Raw genomic sequence first — 21,374 nt, 5'->3', positions numbered from 1 at the left:
CTGTTTTATTGTACAATTGTGTTTTAAAAAGTGAAAAATTTAACGAAAAGGAGTCTTACTAAAATGGAGTCAAAAAAATTAAACTGGCGTATGCTGGCGATGATGGGTTTTACAATTGTTTGGGGATTTGGAAACGTTGTTAACAACTATGCAAACCAAGGCCTTACAGTTGTTGTTTCTTGGGTTTTAATTTTATCTTTATATTTTTTACCATATGCTCTTATGGTTGGAGAGATGGGATCTGTATTTGAAAAAAAAGCTGGAGGAGTTTCTGGTTGGGTTGGATCAACTCATGGACCTATGATAGCATACTTAGCTGGATGGACATACTGGGTTGTACATATACCATACCTAGCACAAAAGCCTCAAAGTATACTTATTGCATTAAGTTGGGTATTCTTTGGTAGTGGAAATTTAATAAAAACTTTTAATCCACTCTTTTTACAAAGTATTGTATTAGTAATCTTTTTATTATTCTTATGGCTGTCGTCAAAAGGAATGAATTCATTAAAAAAAATTGGTGCTTTAGCTGGAACTTCTATGTTCTTTATGGGTATTTTATATATTTTATTAACTGTAGCTGCACCGTCACTTCAAAATGTCGAATCCGCTACAAAAGTTTGGACACTGTCAACATTTTTACCTAAATTTGACTTTACATATTTCACAACTATATCTATGCTTGTATTTTCTGTTGGAGGTTGTGAAAAAATATCTCCTTATGTAAAAGATGTAGCAAATCCAAATAAAAACTTCCCAAAAGGAATGTTGGCCTTAGCAGCTATGGTTGGTATGTCTGCACTACTTGGATCATTTGCTATGGGAATTATGTTTAACAGTGGTAATATTCCACCTGATTTAAAAATGAATGGTCAATACTATGCATTTAAATTACTTGGAGAATATTATGGTGTTGGTAATGCTTTAATGATTTTATATGCTGTAGCTAATACTCTATCTCAAATTTCAGCGTTAATGTTTTCTATTGATGCTCCACTTAAAATATTAATTGGTGATGGAGATAGAAACTTTATTCCTGCGCCTTTTACTAAGCTAAATAAGCATGGTGCTCCTATAAATGGATATAAATTAACAGCAGTTCTTGTTGGTACTTTAATTATCATACCTGCTTTAGGTATTGGAGATATGAATAATCTTTTCAACTGGTTATTAGATTTAAACTCTATTGTTATGCCGCTTAGATACTTATGGGTATTCTTAGCATATATTGCATTAAGAGGTTTCACTAGAAATAAAAATTTAAGCTCTGAAGGTGGATTTAAATTCATAAAGAATGATAAACTTGCAACCCTGATTGGTGTTTGGTGTTTTGCCTTTACATCTTTTGCATGTTTAATGGGAATTTTCCCTAAAAACATAGAAACATTTAGTCACGAGTGGTTTTTCCAAATCACACTAAATATTTTAACACCAATTATCTTAGTTGGTCTTGGACTTATATTCCCTAGAATAGCTAAAAAATACAACTAACAAAAAGAGCTTCCACGTGAGTGGAAGCTCTTTTATTTGTAGAATTTATCACGATAAAATTTTATGAAAATTGCAGCTTCAACACTCCATTGAATTGAAGTTATCCACCAGAAATATGTAACAGGCATTTTTTTATAGTATATAAAGTAATAAACTAAAGGTAATCTTATACACCAGTTACAAAACAGCACTATTCTAAATGGTGTTTTTGTATCTCCCAAACCTTTTAAAGCTCCAGATAGTACCATATCTATTGCCATTGGAATTTGTTGAATTGAACCTATCACGAGACAAGCTGATGCAATCGCTATTACTTCTACTTCTTCTTTTTTTATAAAAAGTTGAGCTAAATCTTTTGAAAAAATTAAAAATATAATCGAGAAAAATCCCATTGTTAAAACCGCTAAAACTAGAGTTGTATTCGCATACTCACGAGCAGCTTTAAAATCATTTTTTCCTACGCTATAACCTACAAGTGTAACTGCAGACATAGCAAATCCCCATCCAGGCATAAATGATATACTTTCTATTGTTACAGCAATTTGATTTGCTGAAAAAGCTGTACTACCAAGTTTCATTACCATCACAACACTCATTAGTCTTACTATACTAAAAGCAGCTTCTTGTAAACTCGATGGTACTGCTAAATTTACCAACTCTTTTAAATCCAGCTTTGAAATTTTACCTTTTAAAGATAGCTTAAACGGCAACTTTTTGTATTGACTAAGCAAGAATAAAAACGCTAAAATATTTCCCGCTACAGTTGCTATCGCTGCTCCACTTATTCCTAACTCTGGTGCTCGGAATTTTCCAAAAATCAAAATATAATCTAAACCTATATTAGTTATATTTAGTATTGCTGCTCCATAAAGTGGGGTTTTTGTATTTTTAGCACCTCTGAAAACTCCATTTAAAACCATAGAAAGCATGCTAAAGAAGAGCCCAACTGAACATATCTTCATATACTTATAACTTTGATCTAAAACTTCACCTTTCGCTCCAGCAAATGAGAGTATCTCTTTTGAGAATATAAAAAAGATTAAAAATACAACTATTGCTAAACCCAATCCTAGCTTTATTCCTAAGTTTGAGAAACGTTTTGCTGCTTCTACTTTTTCAGCTCCCAAAAGCCTTGCAACTATGGATGTAATAGATATTGATAATCCCATCGCTATAAGTATATTAATAAAGGTATACATAATTTCAGAACTAAATCCAATTGCTGCAACCGAGGTTTGACCACCATACTTTCCAACCATAAGAGTATCAAAAACCCAGATAAGCATATAAAGAATCATTTCTCCAACTGCTGGTATTGCTAATTTCATAATCTCTTTTGAACGATTTAAAAAAACAGTTTTCATAAGCTTCTCCTTTACCCAATTCCACCGTATAAAACGCCTAAAATTAATATTACAATAACTCCAGGAACAAATATATATCTACCTATTTTTACAATATATTTAGCCACGAACGAATTTTTACTTCCAGAACTTATTTCATACTCTATTGCTTTTGAATCAATACAATAAAAATAAAATCCCAAAACTACGAGTGCTCCTAAGGGAATTAAATATATTGTCATTAAATCTGCAAACTTGCTGAATAATTTCATATTCAAATCTAGTGGAATTCCAGCTAAGAAAAGTGATAGCCCTACAACTAAACTTGCTTTCCATCTTGAAATTTTAAACTTTTGCATAGCAGCTTCAACAGGAACCTCTAACTGGTTTATAGCAGAACTAACCGCTGCAAATATAACACTTAGGAAAAATACTATTCCTAGAAATTTTCCACCAGGAATGTTATTAAATACAGATGGTAGTGTTATAAAGAGTAAACTTGGACCAGCACTTGGACTAAATCCAAAAGCAAAGGCCGCTGGGATTATTATAAATCCAGCCATTAAAGCCGCTAAAGTATCTAATAAACATGTTTGAACAACACTAAGTGATATATTTATGTCTTTATCCAAGTAGCTTCCATAAACAAGCAAGGCTGAACCACTTACTCCAACTGTAAAAAATGCTTGTCCTAATGCCATAACCCAAGTAATCGGTTTTAAAAGTTGACTGAAATCTGGATTTAATAAATACTTTACACCTTCCATAGCTCCTGGTAAAGTTAGCGATTTTATCATAAGTCCAAAGAATATAAGGAACATTAAAGGCATTACAACTTTGTTTATTTTTTCAATTCCTTTTATAACTCCTAAAGATATAACTCCAATACTTATTAAAACAGCTATAAAGTGCCAAATTATAGATTCAGAGCTGCCAGCAAAGTTATTAAAATAGCTTTCATAGTTTAAAGTGCCTGTATCTTGAGTTAAGTAAGTTACAAAATACTTTATAATCCAACCAAAAACAATAACATAAAATGTAAATATTCCAGCGACTGATGCAATTGGTAGTAGCGGTAGAATTCTAGCAAACGGAATCTTTTTCTTTTCCATTAACTCACCAACACCTAAAACACCTTTTCTCATCATTCTACCAAACGATATCTCTCCAACTAAGCCTATATATGCAAACAACACCATAAATATAAAGTATGGTATTAAAAACGCTCCGCCTCCATAAGTTCCTAATTTCCAAGAAAAAAGCCAGATATTCCCAAGCCCGATAGCTGCTCCCACACACGATAAAATAAATCCAATTTTGTTTGAGAATTTTTCTCTTTTTTCACTCAAATTTTTTCACTCTCCTAATAGAAAAAATCTACAGACTTATCTGTAGAATATGACTCTTTTGTCAGAATATTGTAACATCGGTGAAAAAAAAAAACAAGGATTTTCTTATTTTTTATGATATAACTTATAGTATAATCTTGTTTAAAGGAAGTGAGGTAGAATAAGTGGAAAAATCTAATACAAAACAATTTCAAATCTTAAATTATTATAAAAAAAATCGAGAACTATACAGAAAAATGGGAAAAAGATTAGAGCGTTTTCTAAAACACTCCTTTGAAAAAGAAAAAATAATATATCACTCTATAGGCAGTCGTGCTAAAACAAAAGAAAGTTTCCAAAAAAAAATAGAACGTAAAAATTATACATCTATCGACTTAGCAACTGATCTTTGTGGTTTACGTGTTATCACTTTTTTAGAAAGTGAAACAAAAATAGTTCAAAATTTTTTGAGAAAAAATTTTATAATTGATGAAAATAACAGCGAAGATAAAGGTGATAATTTAGGAGAAGATAAAGTTGGGTATAAGTCTATACATTTAGTTGCTACTTTACCAGAGACACTTTTACAACAGCCTGAATTTGAAAGATTTCGTGACTTAAAATTTGAAATACAAGTTCGGACTATTCTTCAGCACGCTTGGGCTGAAGTTGAACATGATAAAAACTATAAATTTAGTGGACAGTTGCCACCAGATATAAAAAGACGTTTTAAGCTGTTAGCTGGTTTTTTAGAAATTGCTGATCGTGAGTTTGAGAGTATTTCAAAAGAGATAAGTGAATACGAGAAAAAAGTTGTAAACACAATTGAAGAAAATGCTCTTTATAAAATTGAAATTAATTCAACATCTTTACGTAAATACTTAAATAAAAAGTTTAATGTCAATTTTTCTCAAGGTATTAGTCCAAAAACAATTAAAACTCTTCACGATACAGGAATTAAAACTTTAGAAGATTTTTCTAAAATTGAAGATTCTGAAATTATGATAAAGTATCTTGGAAATGGTGCTAAAAAATCTCCAGCACGTTATGATTTAATGATAAATCATCTTTTAGATTATAGAGAAAAGAGAGAAACTATTTTATAGCTTCTCTCGCTTTTATAAAGTTTTTATTGCAGTATAAACATCTAGAGTTTCTATTGTCTTCTCCGTTGTCTTCAAATTGCGCTGAAAATTCATTGTTTCTAACACTTTTTTTACAAATTTTGCAAAGCTCACTATGAACAGTGTCTTCTCTAAAAAATTTTTCTAAATTATTTGAAAACTCTTTTAAAATATTTATCAATTTTACCACCTTATCCTTTCATCTATACTATTATACATTATAGCTACAAAAATAGTATTATCTTTCCTTTCTGTAAAGTATTTTTAAAGGAATTATTGTTATTTTTTAGAAAACATAACATATTGATTTCTATTTTTCAGGGAGGATGTTATGAAAAAAGTCATAGTGTTATTTAAAAATGAAAATAATCTAGATTTAATTTTAAAAAGTTACCAAAATTTAAAAAATAATTTTGGTTTTGAGATTTTACCAATTTATATAAGAGATGTAGCTTATAAAACTCGTATAAGCGAAACTATGATCACTTCTGGCGAAGCTTTTAAAATTTTAAGTGAATTAGAGGATGATTTTATAAAAAAAGTAAAACTAAAGTTAGTTCAGTATAAAATCGAGCATGAACTTTTAATTTTAGACGGAGTTAGTGCAAACGAAATTAAAGATTACTTAAAATCCGCTGATCTTTTAATGCTTGAACAAGGAATGTTTTTAAGTGATTTGCTTATAGATTTTTTAGAAATTTCATTTAGACCTCTTATTATTCTAAGAGAAAATGTTATTAATTTTGATAACTTGGCGATTGTTTCAAATGATGGAGTTAAAGTTAATAACAGCGTTTATAATTTCTTAAACTTATTTTCTAAATTAGATTATGAAACTTTTCCAGTTTTAACTTGGAACTTTAAATCTTCAAATCATCATCTTTTAGAACTCCTAAAAAACAAAGGATATAACTCTCTTGTTATGAGTTTTTCTTCAAAATTTGATAGTATTGAAGATTTCTATCTTGCTGCAAATAAACACGATTTAATTATTATGGGTAATCTAAGCAGATCATTTTTCTTTGAAAAAGTAACAAACCGAACTGGTTTAAATCTTTTAGAAAATTTAAAAACCCCTATTTTTATAGGTTAACAAAAAGGTGTAACTCTTCTGAGTTACACCTTTTTCTATACTTCTAAGCTTCTTTTAGTATCTATAGCATTCATAACTTCATCATAATATTCATCATTTAATTTATAATACTTTTTGTATATTACATAACCAAATATTGAAAGTAAAATTGGGAAAACTATCATCAAGTATTTTATTCCTAAAATAGACGATGCTCCTTGAGCTATGTTTGGTGTATATCCAACAAGTGATAATCCCATTCCTATCAACCATCCACTAATTGCAGAAGCTGATTTTACAAGCAATGTTTGAACAGAGAAAATAACACTTTCATTTCTAGAACCAAATTTAAACTCTCCATAATCTACAACGTCAGCTAACATAACTGTTGATATTCCTAAAGTTAATCCTGAACCTAATTTAGCTACGATTCCTGACGCTGCTACTAAAATTAAGTTTGTAGGAGCTATAACTCCTGATATAAACAGCATTAAAAATCCAATTACAGGCAATCCACACCCTAAGAAAAATACCTTTTTTCTACCTATTTTTCTAGAAAGCATTGGAAAAGCTAAGAGCGCTGAAATTTCTGCTAATCCAGAGAATCCTGTAAATACAGAAAACAGTTTTTCCATTCCAACTACATATTTAAAGTAGTAAATTGCAACTCCACCAGAAATTTGAGACATCAAGTTAAACATCAGTATTGTTCCAATTAACGCTACAAGTTGGTCATTTTTTAAGATTAATCTAAATGCACTTTTTAAGTTTATCTTTTCAGCGTTTTTCTTACTAACAACTTGTTCTTTTACATTTCTTACAGTTACTATAGTTGTTAATATAAAGACAACTGCAATACCCATAGAGAGTAGTGAGAATCCTCTACTTTCATTTCCTGCTCCTAAAAACGCTATTAACGGCAATCCAAAACTTCCAAGTGACAACCAAGCTAAACTTGCAAATATTCTTGGTACAACTGCAATTTCCTCTCTTTCTTTTTTATCACTTGATAAAGATGGAATCATTGACCAAAAAGGTATATCCATAATTGTATACGTCATTCCCCAAAGAATATACATAATTGATATATAGATGTATAATTTTGTTCCTGAAAATGCCTCTGGCTTTGTAAACATTCCAACTACAGTTATAGCATTTAAAATAGTTCCTATTAAAATCCAAGGTCTAAATTTTCCCCATTTACTTCTAGTATTATCTACAAGCATACCCATAGCAGGATCGTTTATAGCATCCCACATTCTTGCAACTAAAAATAGTGTTCCTACAAATGCTGGAGCTAATCCTAAAACATCTGTAAAATAATACATTAAGAATATATAAACTATTGCACAAGCATAATCTTTTCCTAAAGCTCCTAAACCATATGACAGTTTTGTTTTTAAAGTAATCATAAACACTCTCCCCTGAATATCCTACTAAATTTTTTACTTTACTTCTACTAGTTCAAACATTTTACTCGTAAAATCTTGAGTCTCTGAATCTTTTGAAAAATATCTATCGGGTTGTTCAAAAACAATTCCCATATTCATAAGCTCATCTCCATAGGCTTCTAACTCGTCATTTATCAAATATTTTTTTTCTGGATCCAATCCTTTTAAAATTACTTTTTGATTGTATCCTGGATTTGGTGTTGCTAAAATTTTAAAATATCCAACTAACGCTGAACCTTTTTCTTTATCTACAACCATCCAAGCTGCAGTGTTACCTTCAAAAGGACTTTCTAACCTATAAAAATCTCCAAATTGAATTAATGCTCTATTTTTTTTATAGAAATCTAGATGTTTTTTTACTGCTTTTTCAGTTGTTTTGTTAAACTTTAATAAATCTAACTCATAACCAAAGTTTCCAAAACACGCTACATTGTTTCTAGTTTCTAAGCTTGTTTTTCTAGCTGTTTGATGATTTGGTATATCTGAAACATGTGCTCCCATACTAATAGGTGGATAAGCTAACGATGTTCCATGCTGTATTTTTAATCTTACAATTGCATCTGTATTATCACTTGTCCAAACTTGTGGCATATAGTGTAACATTCCAGCATCAAATCTTCCCCCTCCAGAAGCACAAGACTCAAATAGTATATGAGGAAACTGCGTTGTTAACTTTTCTAATATTTCATAAAGTCCTAAAATATATTTATGTGGTAAATCTCTATAAGTTACCTCGGTCATATTTCTATTCATATCCCATTTTACATAAGATATTGGAGCTTCTCGGAATCTTTCTGATAATATATTTACTATATACTCTCTTACTTCTTTTTTAGATAAATCTAAGATATATTGATTTCTTCCCATTGATAACTTTCTATTAGCAACTCCTAAAACCCAATCAGGATGGTCTTCATATAGTTGGCTTGATTTACTTATCATTTCAGGTTCAAACCAAAGACCAAACTTAATTCCGCTCTTTACAACTCTTTCTCCTAAGCCTTTAACTCCATTCGGCAGTTTTTGTAAATTTGGAAACCAATCTCCTAGGGATGTTTTATCATCGTTTCTTTCTCCAAACCATCCATCATCAAGTACAAACAGTTCAAATCCTAAATCTTTTGCCTTTGAAGCCATATTTACTATTTTATCTTCATCAAAATCAAAGTACGTTGCTTCCCAGTTGTTTACTAAAATTGGTCTTTCTTTATCTCTCCACTCACCTCTAGCAACTCTTTCTCTTAACAGTTTATGAAACGTTTTACTTAAATCGTTCATACCAGAATCACTATAAGCTATTATACCCTCTGGGGATGTAAAGCTTTCACCTGGTTGTAAGCTCCATTTAAAATCAAACGGATTGATTCCCATAGTTACTCTAGTTGCATCAAAATGATCAACCTCTACATGAGCTAAAAAGTTTCCAGAATACACTAAGGCAAATCCAATGCTTTCTCCAGCGTCTTCTGTTGTATTTGGACGCTTTAAAATTAAGAATGGATTTTGATGTGCACTGCTTGCTCCTCTTGTACTATCTATATATTGTGATCCAACTTCTAATTTTCTATTTTTAACGTATCTTTCTCTTGCCCAAGCTCCTGATAAATGTATCATTTCATAGTTATAATCTGGTAAATCTAGAGATAAACTCATAATTCTGTTTATATCTATCTTTTCTTCACCGTTATTTTTTAATCTAACATTTCTAGTTATAACATCTCTATCTTTATAAACAGTATAACTTAAAATCATCCTACATTTTAAAACATCATCTTCTAACTCTATTTCTAGAGTACTTCCCTCTTCTGGAGATTCCATATAAGTTGAAGGTAATCCTTTTAATGCTTTTTTTCCAGCATAAACTTTATGACCCTTGTATTTAAAATCACTAATTCTACTACCATCTTCACCTTCTAGTTCGAAAGCAGGCTTTCTAAAATCAGTTGTACCATAACTTGGATATTCTTGTTTTATATATTCTAAAGAAAATCCAGGATCATCTTCATGGTGTGCAATTATACCAATTCCAACTGCAGGTTTATAAAAAAAGTGTGAAAAATTATCTCTATGTTTTATTTTTTTTCCAAAATAAAGGTTTCCTAATTCACCATTCTTCATAACATTGAAGATGTAACTTATATTTTTTCCTATTAAATGAAACTCTTTATTTCCCTCGTTTATATTAATCATCAGATCCTCCATAAATTATGTTTTTACATCTTTTATAAAACAATTATATTGTATTCTGAACATCATTACAACTTTTTTTTCTGATTAATGTAGAAGTTTTTTTACCTTAGTAAAAGAAGTCCTCTATATTTTTTTCACAATATTTTAATTGAAACCTCTATATTCATTGACAAAAAAAAATTAGTATGCTACATTAATAGTGTCGAAAAAAAGTGCTAATAGTGCACACTAATAAAATTTTGTTTAGTGGAGGATATATGAAAACCGTTGTTGTGATTGGAAGCATTAATATGGATTTAGTTACTTTTTGCGAGCGAGCACCCGAAGGTGGCGAAACTCTTTTAGGAAAAACTTTTATGCAAATTCCTGGTGGAAAAGGAGCAAACCAAGCAGTAGCTATCGGTAAAATGATGACCCCTGTAAGTATGTTAGGAAAAATTGGTCACGAAGGTATGGGAGTTACTCTTTTAAACTCTATGAAAAATGATGGTGTAGATGTTTCTAACATCGAATACTCTGACAATACGACTGGAATTGCTCAAATTACTGTAGAAGAAGATGGACAAAATAGAATTTTAGTTGTCCCTGGTGCAAACTACTCTGTAGACAACCAATATATTGATAAACATATAGAAGTTATAAAAAATTGTGATATCCTCGTAGCACAATTAGAAATTCCTCTTCAAACTGTAAAATACTCTTTCAAAAAAGCAAAAGAGTTCGGTAAAATTACTATCTTAAACCCAGCTCCAGCTCAAAAATTAGATGCTGAAATTATCTCTAACTCTGATTATATAATTCCAAATGAAACAGAGCTAGAAATTTTATCTAGTATGCCTATAACAGATGAAAAATCTGTAATTGCAGCTGCAAATGTTCTTTTAGATTCTGGTGTAAAAGGTTTAATTGTAACTTTAGGTAAAAAAGGTGCTATGTTTATAACAAAAGATTATATAAAATCTTTCTCTGCATATAGAGTAGATGCAATTGATACGACTGCTGCTGGAGATAGTTTTATTGGTGGATTTTGTAGTGGATTAGGTGCTGGATTAACTTTAGAAGAATCTATTGAGCGTGGAACTAAAGTTGCTGCTATTTCGGTTACGCGAATTGGAGCTCAAACATCTATACCTACACTTGAAGAAGTACTAAATTTTAAAGGAGAGTAATTATGAAAAAAGGAAGATTATTAAACAGCGAGCTGTCTTATGAAATATCAAAAATTGGTCACACTTCACACATCACGGTTTGTGATGCTGGACTTCCGTTTCCAAAAGATGTAAAAAGAATTGATTTAGCTATTGAAGCTGGATTTCCTAGTTTTATAAAAACTCTAGATGCTATTTTAAGTGAAATGATGGTTGAAGAAATAGTACTAGCAAATGAAATTAAAGATGTAAATCCCCTTATTTTTGAAGAGATTTTAAAAACTTTCTCTCAACACAATATATCTCCTAAAATAGTTTTTGTAGAACACAACGATTTTAAAGAGATTACAAAATCAAGTGAAGCTATTGTTAGAACTGGAGAGTGCACTCCTTATGCAAATATAATTTTAAAATCAGGAGTAGTTTTCTAAAATGAAAAGAGAGATCGTTTTAAAAATGGTAGATATAAAAAAGTCTTTTCCTGGTGTTAAGGCTTTGGACGGAGCTTCACTTAATGTTTACAAAGGAAGAGTAATGGCTTTAATGGGAGAAAATGGCGCTGGTAAATCTACACTTATGAAAATCATGACTGGTATTTATTCAAAAGATTCTGGGTCAGTTTTTTTAAATGAAGAAATTGTAGATTTTAAAAATTCAAAAGATTCTCAAGCTGCTGGAATTGCAATTATTCACCAAGAGTTAAATTTAATACAAAATATGAGTATTTCTGAAAATATATTTTTAGGTAGAGAACTTTCGAATCGAGCTGGTAAAATTGATTCACATCGTATGCACCGAAAAGCTCGAGAGCTTTTAAATCTATTGAATATTGATGATAGTGAAAAAACTTTAATTAAGGATTTAACAATTGGTAAAATGCAGATGATAGAGATTGCTAAGGCTCTTTCCCAAAACGCACAACTTATTGTTATGGACGAACCTACAGATGCTCTTACAGCTAAAGAAACTAAGAGTCTTTTCAATGTTATTAGAAAATTAACAAGCGAGGGTAAAAGTATTATCTATATATCTCACAGATTAAAAGAGATTCCAGAGATTTGTGATGATATAACTATATTAAGAGATGGTAAATTTATAAGTGAAGCAATTGTAAAAGAGATCGATGAAAACTATATTATAAAAAATATGGTTGGTAGAACCTTAGATGATCAATTTCCTAATCTCTCTATTAAACCAGGAGAAGAAGTGTTAAAAATTCAAAATTTAAATGGGCAATATGTAAAAGATGTCTCTTTCAGTTTAAGAAAAGGTGAGATTCTAGGTATCGCTGGACTTATGGGCGCTGGTAGAAGTGAACTTTTCAAAACTATATATGGTTACTACAAACCAGAATCTGGTAAAATAATTTTGGATGGAAAAGAAGTAACTATAAACTCTCCTAAAGATGGCGTTCAAAATGGAATTGCCTATGTTTCTGAGGATAGAAAAGGTGATGGTTTAGTTCTCGATTTAAGTGTAAAAGACAATATGACACTATCATCTCTAAAGCTTTTCTCTAAAAATTTTGCTTTAAACAAAATTCTAGAAGCAAAATCAGTTGATAATTTTATTCAAAAATTTAGAATAAAAACTCCTTCACAAAATGCGATTATTAAAAATTTAAGTGGTGGAAATCAACAAAAAGTTGCTATAGCAAAAGCTTTACTTACTAATTCTAAAATTTTAATTTTAGATGAACCAACAAGAGGTGTTGATGTTGGAGCTAAAAAAGAGATCTACGATGTCATAAACGAGCTAAAAGCTGAAGGTTTAAGTATTGTTATGATTTCATCAGAAATGCCAGAAGTTATGGGTTTAAGCGATAAAATTATGGTACTTCATGAAAATAGATTAACTGGAATTCTTTCGAAAGAAGAATTTTCCGAAGAAAAAATAATGAGATATGCAGTGGGAGTTGAAAAATAATAATGTTAAAAAAAATATACAACAACAAACCTTTAATAGGTTTAATCGTTTTCTCAATTATAGTTTCATTTTTAAATCCTAGATTTTTATCTTCTGGAAATATTTTAAATATTTTACGACAAACATCTATAAATTCTGTTTTAGCCATCGGTATGACCTTAGTTATACTAACAGGTGGTATTGATTTGTCTGTTGGTTCTATTCTAGCGTTAACTGGAGCTTTTGGTGCAAAGTTGATTACGAGTGGTATGAATCCTGTTTTAGCAATTGTCATCGCCATTATTATCGGTGGTATTTTTGGTTTGCTAAACGGAGCTTTAATATCTTACTTAAAACTTCAGCCATTTATTGTGACTTTAGTTAGTATGACACTATTAAGAGGAGCAACTTTAGTTTTCACAAACGGTAAACCAATTCCTGTGAGAGCTGGTGGAGATTTCTTTGATAATATTGGTGGTGGATACTTATTCAATATTCCTATTCCTATATATATCATGATTGCTCTTTTCTTTGTTGGTAGTTATGTATTAAATAATTTAAAATTTGGTAGATATATCTATGCTATTGGAGGAAACGAAGAAGCAACTAAACTTTCTGGAATCAACACTAACAAGTATAAAACACTTGTTTATGGCGTTTGTGGTGCTACTGCTGCTTTAGCTGGTGTTATTATTACTTCTAGACTAGGTTCTGCTCAGCCAACAGCTGGTTCTGGATATGAACTTGACGCTATAGCCGCGGTTGTTCTTGGAGGAACATCTTTAGCTGGTGGTGTTGGTAGTATCGTTGGAACCGCTTTAGGTGCAGTAATTATTGGTGTTTTAAGTAATGCCTTAAACCTTTTGAATGTGTCGTCATATTATCAGATGATGGTAAAAGCTCTTGTTATCTTAATTGCTGTTTTAATCGACAAGAAATCTTCAAAATAAATTGAACAGGTGGTGTTTTATGAAAAATAAATTGAGATATTATATTTTTACAACTCTTTTTTTAACCTTTGCATCTTTTGCAAGCGCTACTCGAATTGGATTTGTTATTTCAACTCAAGACAACCCTTTTTTCGTTAGTTTAAAAGAAGGAGCAGTTCAAAAAAGTAAAGAGTTAAACTATGAAATTATTGTCTTGGATTCACAAAATGACCCTTCAAAAGAGTTAAGCAATGTTGAAGATTTAATTCAAAATGAAATAGATGTACTGCTTATAAATCCAACTGATTCTGATGCTGTTATATCTTCAGTTAAAGCTGCTAATCGTTTTAAAATTCCTGTTATAACTTTAGATAGAGCAGCGAACGGGGGAGTAGTAGTTTCACATATCGCTTCTGATAACTCTGCTGGGGGAGCTTTAGCTGCTCAATTCCTAATAGAAAAATTAAAAGGTAAAAGTGCGAATGTTGTAGAACTCGAAGGCATTCCTGGAACAACTGCTGCTCGTGATAGAGGCGAAGGTTTTCACTCTCTTGCTCAAAATAACTTAAATATTGTTGCAGAGCAAGCCGCTGATTTTGATCGAACAAAAGGATTAAACGTTACTGAAAACATTCTCGCAGGAACTCCTAATATAGATGCTATTTTTGCTCACAACGACGAAATGGCACTTGGAGCATTAAAAGCTTTAGAAGCTGCTCATAAAACCGATGTATTGATTGTTGGATTTGATGCAACTGAAGATGCTATTAAAGCTGTTAAAGATGGTAAATTAGCTGCTACTATCGCACAAAATCCAAGCTTGATTGGAAGTGCAGGAGTGCTTGCAGCTCAGAAAATTATAGAAAAATCTAGCATTCCTAAATTTATTCCTATCGAATTAAAGCTAATAACGCAATAGTTAGAGCGTTTTTCGAATAAATATTAACCTTTTAAAAAGTAGTGTGACTCTAATCACACTACTTTTTTTTTATTAAACGTACTATAATAAGGTATTATAATTTTTTAGGAGGAGATGATTTTATGAAAAAAATTCAAACTACTTGTAATTATTGCTCTTTAGCTTGCAATATGGACTTTTATATAAAGAATGGAGCTATTCAAAAAGTTATACCATCTCAAGATTATCCTGTTAATAAGGGATTTAGTTGTATTAAAGGACTAAATTTAGATAAACAACTTTCATCAGATAAATTTACTAGAAATCCTTTAATGAAAACAGTTGAAGGCAGAAAAGAGATTTCTTGGGAAAAAGCTTACTCACTTTTAGCAAAACAAATGAAAGAAATTATAAATAAAAATGGTAAAGAGTCAGTAGCAGCAATAAGCACTGGACAACTTCCTGTTGAAGAGATGGCTTTAGCTGGTCATGTTTTCAGAAATTATATCGGTGGACAACTCGATGGAAATACTAGACTTTGTATGGCTACATCTGTTGTTGCTTACAAGCAGAGTTTTGGATTTGATGCACCACCTTATACATTAAATGATTTTGAACTTTCTGATACAATTATCTTTATCGGCGCAAATCCTGTTGTTGCTCATCCTATTATTTGGGACAGAGTTAGAAAAAACAAAAATAAAAAGGTAATCGTAATAGATATTAGAACGAGTGAAACCGCTAAAAACGCTGATTACTTTTTCTGCATTAAGCCTAAAAGTGATATAGTTCTTTTATACGCAATTGCAAACTATTTAATTCAAAATAATATGATTGATAAAGATTATATAGATAACTACTCTGAAAACTTTGATGAGTTTAAAAAACATGTTGCTCAATTCTCTATTGAATCAGTAGAAAGCTCTGTTGGAATAACTAAAGATGAGTTTTTAACATTAGTAGAATTAATAAACAAAGGAAATGCTGTTTCTTTCTGGTGGACTATGGGAGTTAATCAAAGTTACCAAGCTGTAAGAACTGCTCAAAGTATTATAAATTTAGCTGTTATGACTGGAAACATTGGTAAACCTGGAACAGGAGCAAACTCTATAACAGGTCAATCAAACGCTATGGGTTCACGTCTTTTCAGCAACAGTACAAGTCTTTACGGTGGTGGAGATTATGCTGACAAAGCGAAAAGAGAGATGGTTGGAAAAGCTTTGGATTTAGATCCCGCTATCTTCCCTACAACACCAACTCTACCTTATAATGTTATAATTGAAAAAATAATTTCTGGTGAGATTAAAGCTCTTTGGATTCTTTGCACAAACCCAGTACATTCTTGGATAAACAACTCGGAATTTAAAAAAGCTGTCCAAAAATTAGAACTTTTTGTTGTTCAAGACTTATATCCAAACACAGATAGTTCTGAGCTTGCAGACTTCTTTTTACCAGTTGTATCTGGAATAGAAAAAGAAGGTACTTTTATCAATACAGAAAGAAGAGTCTCTAAATTAAATCCTGTTTTACCTAGAGTTGAAGGTGGATTTAGTGATTTTGAAGTTTTATATAACTTTGGTAAAGCTTTAGGAATGGGAGAGCTTTTAGATGGCTGGGAAACTCCTGAACTTGTTTTTAACAAAATGACTAAGGTTACAAAAGATTCACCTGCAGACATGAGTGGAATCACTTATAAGCTATTGGATGAAGGCTATGGTGTACAATGGCCATTCCCAGAAGGAGAAGTTTTAGTTAACCACGAAAGAAGATTGTTTGAAGACAATCAGTATTATACACCTAACAAAAAAATGAAATTCATATTTGAAGATGTTGTAGAAAATCCTGTTCCAACAAATGCAGAGTTTCCTTATGTTTTAAACACTGGAAGAGGAACTGTTGGGCAATGGCACACTTGCACAAGAACAAAAGAGATCACTTATGTTAATGATGCTGTTTCCAATAACTCATACATCTATTTATCTCCAACTTTAGCAACAGAGTTAAATATTGAATCGAGAGATACTGTGCTTGTTAAATCTATTAATGGTAAAAGTAGTAAGTTTTTAGCTTTGATTACCGAAGATTTACCTCATGATATTCTTTATGCTCCTATACACTACATCGAAACAAATAACTTAACACTTTCAATATACGATCCATATTCTAAAGAGCCGTCATATAAATATGCACCTGTTTCTATAGAAAAAATTTAAAGGAGGACACAATTTGAAAAGAATTAAAATAGATAGAAAAAAATGTATTGGTTGCTTGACTTGTGTAAGTGCTTGCTTGGTTTCAAATAACTGTGCTGACTCTCGTAACAGAGTCGTTTTAAGTAGCGATTTTCAATTTTCTCCAATTTTTTGTAGAAACTGTGACTTGCCAGAGTGTGTTTACACTTGTATGAGTGGAGCTATGAGAAAAAACACTGAAACTGGATTTGTAGATTATGATAAAGATAAATGTGCAAGCTGTTATATGTGTATTATGGCTTGCCCATATGGAACTTTAAAAGAGGATAAAGCTACTAAAAAAGAGATTATGAAATGTAATATGTGCACACATCATCCTGATGGACCACAGTGTGTTGCAAAGTGTCCTATGGCCGCTATCACTCTTGAGGAGGTATAAAATGAAATATGTTATAATTGGAGCTTCTGCTGCTGGTATTAATGGCGCTGAAAATTTAAGAGCTTTAGATAAAGACGCTGAAATAACTTTGATATCTGAAGATACAGCAATATATTCTCGTTGTATTCTTCATCACTATATTGGAAATATGAGAGATGTCGAAGGTATTAATTTTGTAGATAAAGACTTTTTTGAAAAAAATATGATTAATTGGATAAAAGGAAAAGCAGTAACAAGTTTAGATGAAACCGCTAAACTTATTACTCTAGACGATGGTAATACTATAAGTTATGATAAACTCCTTATAGCAACTGGTTCAAGACCATTTTTCCCTCCTATTGAAAATATCCATGGTAAAAAAAATGTTGTTGGATTAAAATCACTGAATGACTGTGATACAATTTTAACTCTTTCTAAAACCGCTAAAAATATAGTCGTAGTTGGAGCTGGACTTATTGGTATGGATGCTGTTGTTGGACTTTTACACAACAAAGATGTGCATGCTAAAATATCTCTTATAGAGATGGCCGATCGTTTATTACCTCTACAACTTGATAAAGAAGCTTCTTCTGCATATGAAGAAAAATTAATTGAAGGTAAAGTAGATATATATTTTAATTCAAAAGTTACAAAATTAAATCCAAATCCTGAAAATGATCTTGAAATAAACTCTTTAGAACTAGAGAATTCTGAAGTGAATACTCGTATTGATGCAGATTTAATTATAGTTTGTGCTGGCGTTCGTGCAAATGTAGAGTTCTTAAAAAACACGACCGTTCAATATGATAAAAGAGGTTTGATTTTTAATAAAAAAGGTGAAACAAACGTTAAAGATATATATGGTGCTGGAGATGTTAGTGGAAGAGGAACTATCTGGTCTGTTGCTGTTAAAAATGGAATTGTAGCAACTTCAAATATGGCAAACGTTCATAGAGTAATGGATGATTTCTTTTTTGAAAAATCAACTATGAATTTTTTTGATATTCCAACTTTATCTTTAGGGTGTATTAGTTCTTTTGATAAATTTGAAAACCTTAAAATTGAAACTATGAAAGACAGCAAAGGTGTTTATAAAAAAATTGCTCATAAAGATGGACATATATATGGTGCTATTATTCAAGGCGATTTAGCTTATACTGGTGTTTTAACACAACTTATTCGATTGTATATCGATATATCAAAAATTAAAAAATCAGTATTCAATATTGATTATTCTGATTTCTTTAATATAAACTCATCATTAGAGTTTAAATACGAAGACTAAAAGGAGCTTGTATGATAAAAAAAACTATTGAAAGATTAGAGCATTTTCCTGTTGGAGTTATAGCTACAACTGTTGGTGCTGCTACTCTTGCAAATGCTTATGCATTAATGAATTTTACCTATCTTAGAAATATTTTTATGATTATTGGAATTATAGTATTTATTTTTGCAACTATTAAAATTTTCAAACACAGAGAGACTTTTCTAAACGAATACAAAACTACTATTCCCGCTAGTTTATACGGAACATATTCTATGCTAGCAATGATTATTGGATCATTTTTACTGCCATACAGTTATTTTCTCGGTAAAAATTTATGGCTTTTTGGAGTTTTTTTCCATGCGTTTTTAATACTAATATTTACTTATAGAAATGTTATTAAAAACTTTAACATCGATACATTTGTGCCTAGTTGGTTTGTAACTTACAATGGAATTATGGTTTCAGTTGTAGTTGGTGGAAAAATGGAAGAGCCTCTTATTTTAAAAGCTGTTTTAGTATATGGAGTACTTGCTTTTTTTGTAATTATTCCTTTTATGCTAAGAAGACTATTTATAAAGCCTTTACCTGACGCAGTTTTTCACACTAAAGCTGTACTTTTAGCACCATCAAGTCTATGCTTAGTAAGCTATTTAAATGTCTTAACTAAGCCTGATCTTGTTGTAGCTTCTGGACTTTATGCTATAGTTATTTTAACACTAATCTCAATATTGATTAGTATCCCTAAATTCTTTAGTTTTAATTTTCATCCAGGCTTTGCGGGAATGACCTTCCCAATGGCAATTGGAACTATCGCTTCATTTAAAATGAGCGCTTTTTTAGGAGAGATGCATTTAAGTCAGTATTCAAATATTGCTCGAAACATAGGTGGTATACAAATTTATGTCACAACCACTATTATTGCATTTGTTTTTTATAACTTTTTAAAAAAGATAAAACCCAACTCTTAATTGAGTCGGGTTTTTTTATTCATTTAATATATTTATTATTTTGTATTTTAATAAGTTTACCTTTGCTCCATATATAACTTGTACTTCACAATCTTTTATTATAACTCGAATTGCTCCTGTTTTTATCCAAAATTTTTCATCTGCAATAACTGAATTGTTTTTAACTATAATTCTAAGTCTTGTTTTACAAGCGTCTACTTCAACTATATTTCGGGACCCTCCTAAAAGATTTATAATTTGTAAAGGTACTTCATCAATTGATTCAATTTTTTTATCAACAGTTTCTTCTTCATCAATATAGTTTCCTCTTCTTCCAGGTGTTGGTAAATCGTATCTTTTTATAATAACATCAAACAACCAATAGTTCAAAAAGAAAAATACTGCTGAAACTATTGTAAAGTTTATTAAATCCTTATATAATCCAGCTTCTATTAACAATGGAATACGTAAAAGCAACTCTAAAAATCCAAATGCATGTATTCTTAAGGATATTAAATCCACTAAAGCAAAAGCTATTCCTGTTAAAATAGAATGAACTATATACAAAATTGGTGCTACAAACATAAACATAAATTCTATTGGCTCTGTTACTCCTGTTAAAAATACTGCGAACATAGCTGATATAAAAATTGTTTTATACTGAACTTTTTTATCACTATCTACATTTTTTAAAATAGCCAATCCTATTCCCATTAGAGAAGATGTTGTCAATACAAGCTGTCCAACTTTAAATCTTGCTGGTACAACTTTTTCTAAAAGATTTTTATAACCAGTTACATCTCGAGCTGATTTCAAATTATTTAAATCTGTTATCCAAGCTAACCAGATTGGTTCTTGGCCAGCTATTTTAGTTCCTGCTGCTGCTCCTGTTAAAATAGTATAAACTCCTCCAAGCTCTGTATAGTGCATTGGAACTGTTAACATATGATGCAAACCAAAAGGCAACAAGAGCCTTTCCAATGTTCCATAAAAAAATGGAAGTAAAACTGGCAGAGTATTTCTAGAAGTCGCTATCCATTCACCTAAATTGCTCAATAACAATTGAATAAATGGCCAAATAAACGACAAAAAAATAGCCATTAAAAACGAATAAAATATAACAACGAATGGTACAAATCTTTTTCCATTAAAAAAAGCCAATGACTTTGGAAGTTTATCAAAAGTTGAATACTTATTAAATAAAATCGCTCCTAAAAACCCAGATAAAATACCAACAAAAATTCCCATGTTTAAAGCAGGTGCTCCAATTACAAATGTAAAATAGTTTTTAACCAATAACTCTTGACCTGTAAGTGATTTTACAACTGCATCTGGATTACTCAACATAGTTTCATTTATATTAAATATAGATCCTGTTATTCTATTTAAAAGTATAAAAGTCATCACTCCTGCAAATGCTCCTCCAGCTTTCCCCTTTGCCCAAGACCCTCCTATAGCAGCAGCAAATAAAACATTCAAGTTTACAATAACTCCCCAGCCAGTATCTTCTACAATTCTTCCAATCATAGAAAGTCCTCCAGCATCTAAAACTTTCCCTATTGAAACCATTATTCCAGCTGCTGGCATAACTGCAATAACCACGATTAATGCTTTTCCAAATTTTTGCCAAAAATCAAATGATATAAAATTATCACTCTTCATTTTTTCTGC

General features: G+C 30.9%; 18 protein-coding genes. 12 read left to right on the top strand and 6 right to left on the bottom strand.

Translation table 11 applies throughout. The features are described from left to right. The first annotated feature begins 63 nt into the window (after positions 1-63). Positions 64-1,491, top strand: a complete 1,428-nt coding sequence (locus ACRCZX_RS05890; protein ID WP_438582006.1) for an amino acid permease — start codon at positions 64-66, stop codon at positions 1,489-1,491. Positions 1,492-1,523: 32 nt separating this feature from the next. Here ACRCZX_RS05890 and ACRCZX_RS05885 read toward each other — a convergent pair whose 3' ends face one another. Both ACRCZX_RS05885 and ACRCZX_RS05880 read right to left on the bottom strand, forming a co-directional pair. After that, a complete protein-coding gene (locus ACRCZX_RS05885) occupies positions 1,524-2,855 on the bottom strand; it encodes an MATE family efflux transporter (protein WP_438582005.1) in 1,332 nt (443 codons plus the stop codon). Positions 2,856-2,866: 11 nt separating this feature from the next. Beyond that, positions 2,867-4,183 (bottom strand): sodium-dependent transporter, encoded by a 1,317-nt coding sequence (locus tag ACRCZX_RS05880; protein ID WP_438582004.1) that lies wholly within the window; start codon positions 4,181-4,183, stop codon positions 2,867-2,869. Positions 4,184-4,347: 164 nt separating this feature from the next. Here ACRCZX_RS05880 and ACRCZX_RS05875 point away from each other — a divergent pair, with 164 nt between their 5' ends. Beyond that, positions 4,348-5,268: a GTP pyrophosphokinase gene (locus ACRCZX_RS05875; RefSeq protein ID WP_438582003.1), complete on the top strand. Its 921-nt coding sequence runs from the start codon at positions 4,348-4,350 to the stop codon at positions 5,266-5,268. Here the strand turns inward: ACRCZX_RS05875 and ACRCZX_RS05870 are convergent. After that, a complete protein-coding gene (locus ACRCZX_RS05870) occupies positions 5,258-5,467 on the bottom strand; it encodes a hypothetical protein (protein WP_438582002.1) in 210 nt (69 codons plus the stop codon). The two genes, ACRCZX_RS05875 and ACRCZX_RS05870, sit on opposite strands and share 11 nt — an antisense overlap. A 150-nt stretch (positions 5,468-5,617) precedes the next feature. Here ACRCZX_RS05870 and ACRCZX_RS05865 point away from each other — a divergent pair, with 150 nt between their 5' ends. Next, positions 5,618-6,379, top strand: coding sequence for a hypothetical protein (locus tag ACRCZX_RS05865; RefSeq protein ID WP_438582001.1), 762 nt, complete (start codon positions 5,618-5,620; stop codon positions 6,377-6,379). 35 nt (positions 6,380-6,414) lie between these two features. Here ACRCZX_RS05865 and melB read toward each other — a convergent pair whose 3' ends face one another. Together melB and ACRCZX_RS05855 are read right to left on the bottom strand one after the other, a co-directional pair. Next, on the bottom strand, positions 6,415-7,770 hold the full coding sequence (gene melB, locus ACRCZX_RS05860; protein ID WP_438582000.1) for a melibiose:sodium transporter MelB: 1,356 nt from the start codon (positions 7,768-7,770) through the stop codon (positions 6,415-6,417). 33 nt (positions 7,771-7,803) lie between these two features. Continuing rightward, positions 7,804-9,999 carry an alpha-galactosidase gene (locus ACRCZX_RS05855; RefSeq protein WP_438581999.1) on the bottom strand — a complete coding sequence of 732 codons (2,196 nt, stop codon included), beginning with the start codon at positions 9,997-9,999 and terminating at the stop codon, positions 7,804-7,806. 257 nt (positions 10,000-10,256) lie between these two features. On the opposite strand from ACRCZX_RS05855, the gene rbsK reads away from it, so the two are divergent. The 9 genes from rbsK (at position 10,257) to ACRCZX_RS05810 (ending at position 19,724) form a co-directional block, all read left to right on the top strand. Beyond that, a complete protein-coding gene (gene rbsK, locus ACRCZX_RS05850; protein ID WP_438581998.1) occupies positions 10,257-11,168 on the top strand; it encodes a ribokinase in 912 nt (303 codons plus the stop codon). Positions 11,169-11,170: 2 nt separating this feature from the next. Further along, positions 11,171-11,578: a D-ribose pyranase gene (rbsD, locus tag ACRCZX_RS05845; RefSeq protein WP_438581997.1), complete on the top strand. Its 408-nt coding sequence runs from the start codon at positions 11,171-11,173 to the stop codon at positions 11,576-11,578. Between the two features lies 1 nt (position 11,579). Continuing rightward, positions 11,580-13,073 (top strand): sugar ABC transporter ATP-binding protein, encoded by a 1,494-nt coding sequence (locus tag ACRCZX_RS05840; protein WP_438581996.1) that lies wholly within the window; start codon positions 11,580-11,582, stop codon positions 13,071-13,073. 2 nt (positions 13,074-13,075) lie between these two features. Further along, positions 13,076-14,002 carry a ribose ABC transporter permease gene (rbsC, locus tag ACRCZX_RS05835; protein ID WP_438581995.1) on the top strand — a complete coding sequence of 309 codons (927 nt, stop codon included), beginning with the start codon at positions 13,076-13,078 and terminating at the stop codon, positions 14,000-14,002. Positions 14,003-14,021: 19 nt separating this feature from the next. Beyond that, a complete protein-coding gene (gene rbsB / locus ACRCZX_RS05830) occupies positions 14,022-14,900 on the top strand; it encodes a ribose ABC transporter substrate-binding protein RbsB (protein WP_438581994.1) in 879 nt (292 codons plus the stop codon). 122 nt (positions 14,901-15,022) lie between these two features. Continuing rightward, complete coding sequence (locus tag ACRCZX_RS05825; RefSeq protein ID WP_438581993.1) at positions 15,023-17,092, top strand: molybdopterin oxidoreductase family protein; 2,070 nt, start codon at positions 15,023-15,025, stop codon at positions 17,090-17,092. A gap of 13 nt (positions 17,093-17,105) precedes the next feature. Next, on the top strand, positions 17,106-17,510 hold the full coding sequence (locus tag ACRCZX_RS05820) for a 4Fe-4S dicluster domain-containing protein (RefSeq protein WP_438581992.1): 405 nt from the start codon (positions 17,106-17,108) through the stop codon (positions 17,508-17,510). A gap of 1 nt (position 17,511) precedes the next feature. Further along, positions 17,512-18,774, top strand: a complete 1,263-nt coding sequence (locus tag ACRCZX_RS05815; RefSeq protein WP_438581991.1) for an NAD(P)/FAD-dependent oxidoreductase — start codon at positions 17,512-17,514, stop codon at positions 18,772-18,774. 11 nt (positions 18,775-18,785) lie between these two features. Beyond that, complete coding sequence (locus ACRCZX_RS05810; RefSeq protein ID WP_438581990.1) at positions 18,786-19,724, top strand: TDT family transporter; 939 nt, start codon at positions 18,786-18,788, stop codon at positions 19,722-19,724. A gap of 15 nt (positions 19,725-19,739) precedes the next feature. Here the strand turns inward: ACRCZX_RS05810 and ACRCZX_RS05805 are convergent, their stop codons facing one another. Next, positions 19,740-21,365, bottom strand: a complete 1,626-nt coding sequence (locus tag ACRCZX_RS05805; protein WP_438581989.1) for a PTS transporter subunit IIBC — start codon at positions 21,363-21,365, stop codon at positions 19,740-19,742. Positions 21,366-21,374: the final 9 nt, after the last annotated feature.

The organism is Cetobacterium sp. (genome assembly GCF_051658645.1).
Taxonomy (GTDB): domain Bacteria; phylum Fusobacteriota; class Fusobacteriia; order Fusobacteriales; family Fusobacteriaceae; genus Cetobacterium_A.
This window is presented reverse-complemented; position numbering and strand designations above follow the sequence as displayed.

Excerpts from the sequence above, each read along its gene's own strand:
- ACRCZX_RS05805 (WP_438581989.1), bottom strand. The coding sequence starts at position 21,365 with ATGAAGAGTGATAATTTTATATCATTTGATTTTTGGCAAAAATTTGGA.
- ACRCZX_RS05890 (WP_438582006.1), top strand. The coding sequence starts at position 64 with ATGGAGTCAAAAAAATTAAACTGGCGTATGCTGGCGATGATGGGTTTT.
- ACRCZX_RS05865 (WP_438582001.1), top strand. The coding sequence starts at position 5,618 with ATGAAAAAAGTCATAGTGTTATTTAAAAATGAAAATAATCTAGATTTA.
- ACRCZX_RS05840 (WP_438581996.1), top strand. The coding sequence starts at position 11,580 with ATGAAAAGAGAGATCGTTTTAAAAATGGTAGATATAAAAAAGTCTTTT.
- rbsK (WP_438581998.1), top strand. The coding sequence starts at position 10,257 with ATGAAAACCGTTGTTGTGATTGGAAGCATTAATATGGATTTAGTTACT.
- melB (WP_438582000.1), bottom strand. The coding sequence starts at position 7,770 with ATGATTACTTTAAAAACAAAACTGTCATATGGTTTAGGAGCTTTAGGA.
- ACRCZX_RS05855 (WP_438581999.1), bottom strand. The coding sequence starts at position 9,999 with ATGATTAATATAAACGAGGGAAATAAAGAGTTTCATTTAATAGGAAAA.
- rbsC (WP_438581995.1), top strand. The coding sequence starts at position 13,076 with ATGTTAAAAAAAATATACAACAACAAACCTTTAATAGGTTTAATCGTT.
- ACRCZX_RS05810 (WP_438581990.1), top strand. The coding sequence starts at position 18,786 with ATGATAAAAAAAACTATTGAAAGATTAGAGCATTTTCCTGTTGGAGTT.
- rbsD (WP_438581997.1), top strand. The coding sequence starts at position 11,171 with ATGAAAAAAGGAAGATTATTAAACAGCGAGCTGTCTTATGAAATATCA.
- ACRCZX_RS05825 (WP_438581993.1), top strand. The coding sequence starts at position 15,023 with ATGAAAAAAATTCAAACTACTTGTAATTATTGCTCTTTAGCTTGCAAT.
- ACRCZX_RS05815 (WP_438581991.1), top strand. The coding sequence starts at position 17,512 with ATGAAATATGTTATAATTGGAGCTTCTGCTGCTGGTATTAATGGCGCT.
- rbsB (WP_438581994.1), top strand. The coding sequence starts at position 14,022 with ATGAAAAATAAATTGAGATATTATATTTTTACAACTCTTTTTTTAACC.
- ACRCZX_RS05885 (WP_438582005.1), bottom strand. The coding sequence starts at position 2,855 with ATGAAAACTGTTTTTTTAAATCGTTCAAAAGAGATTATGAAATTAGCA.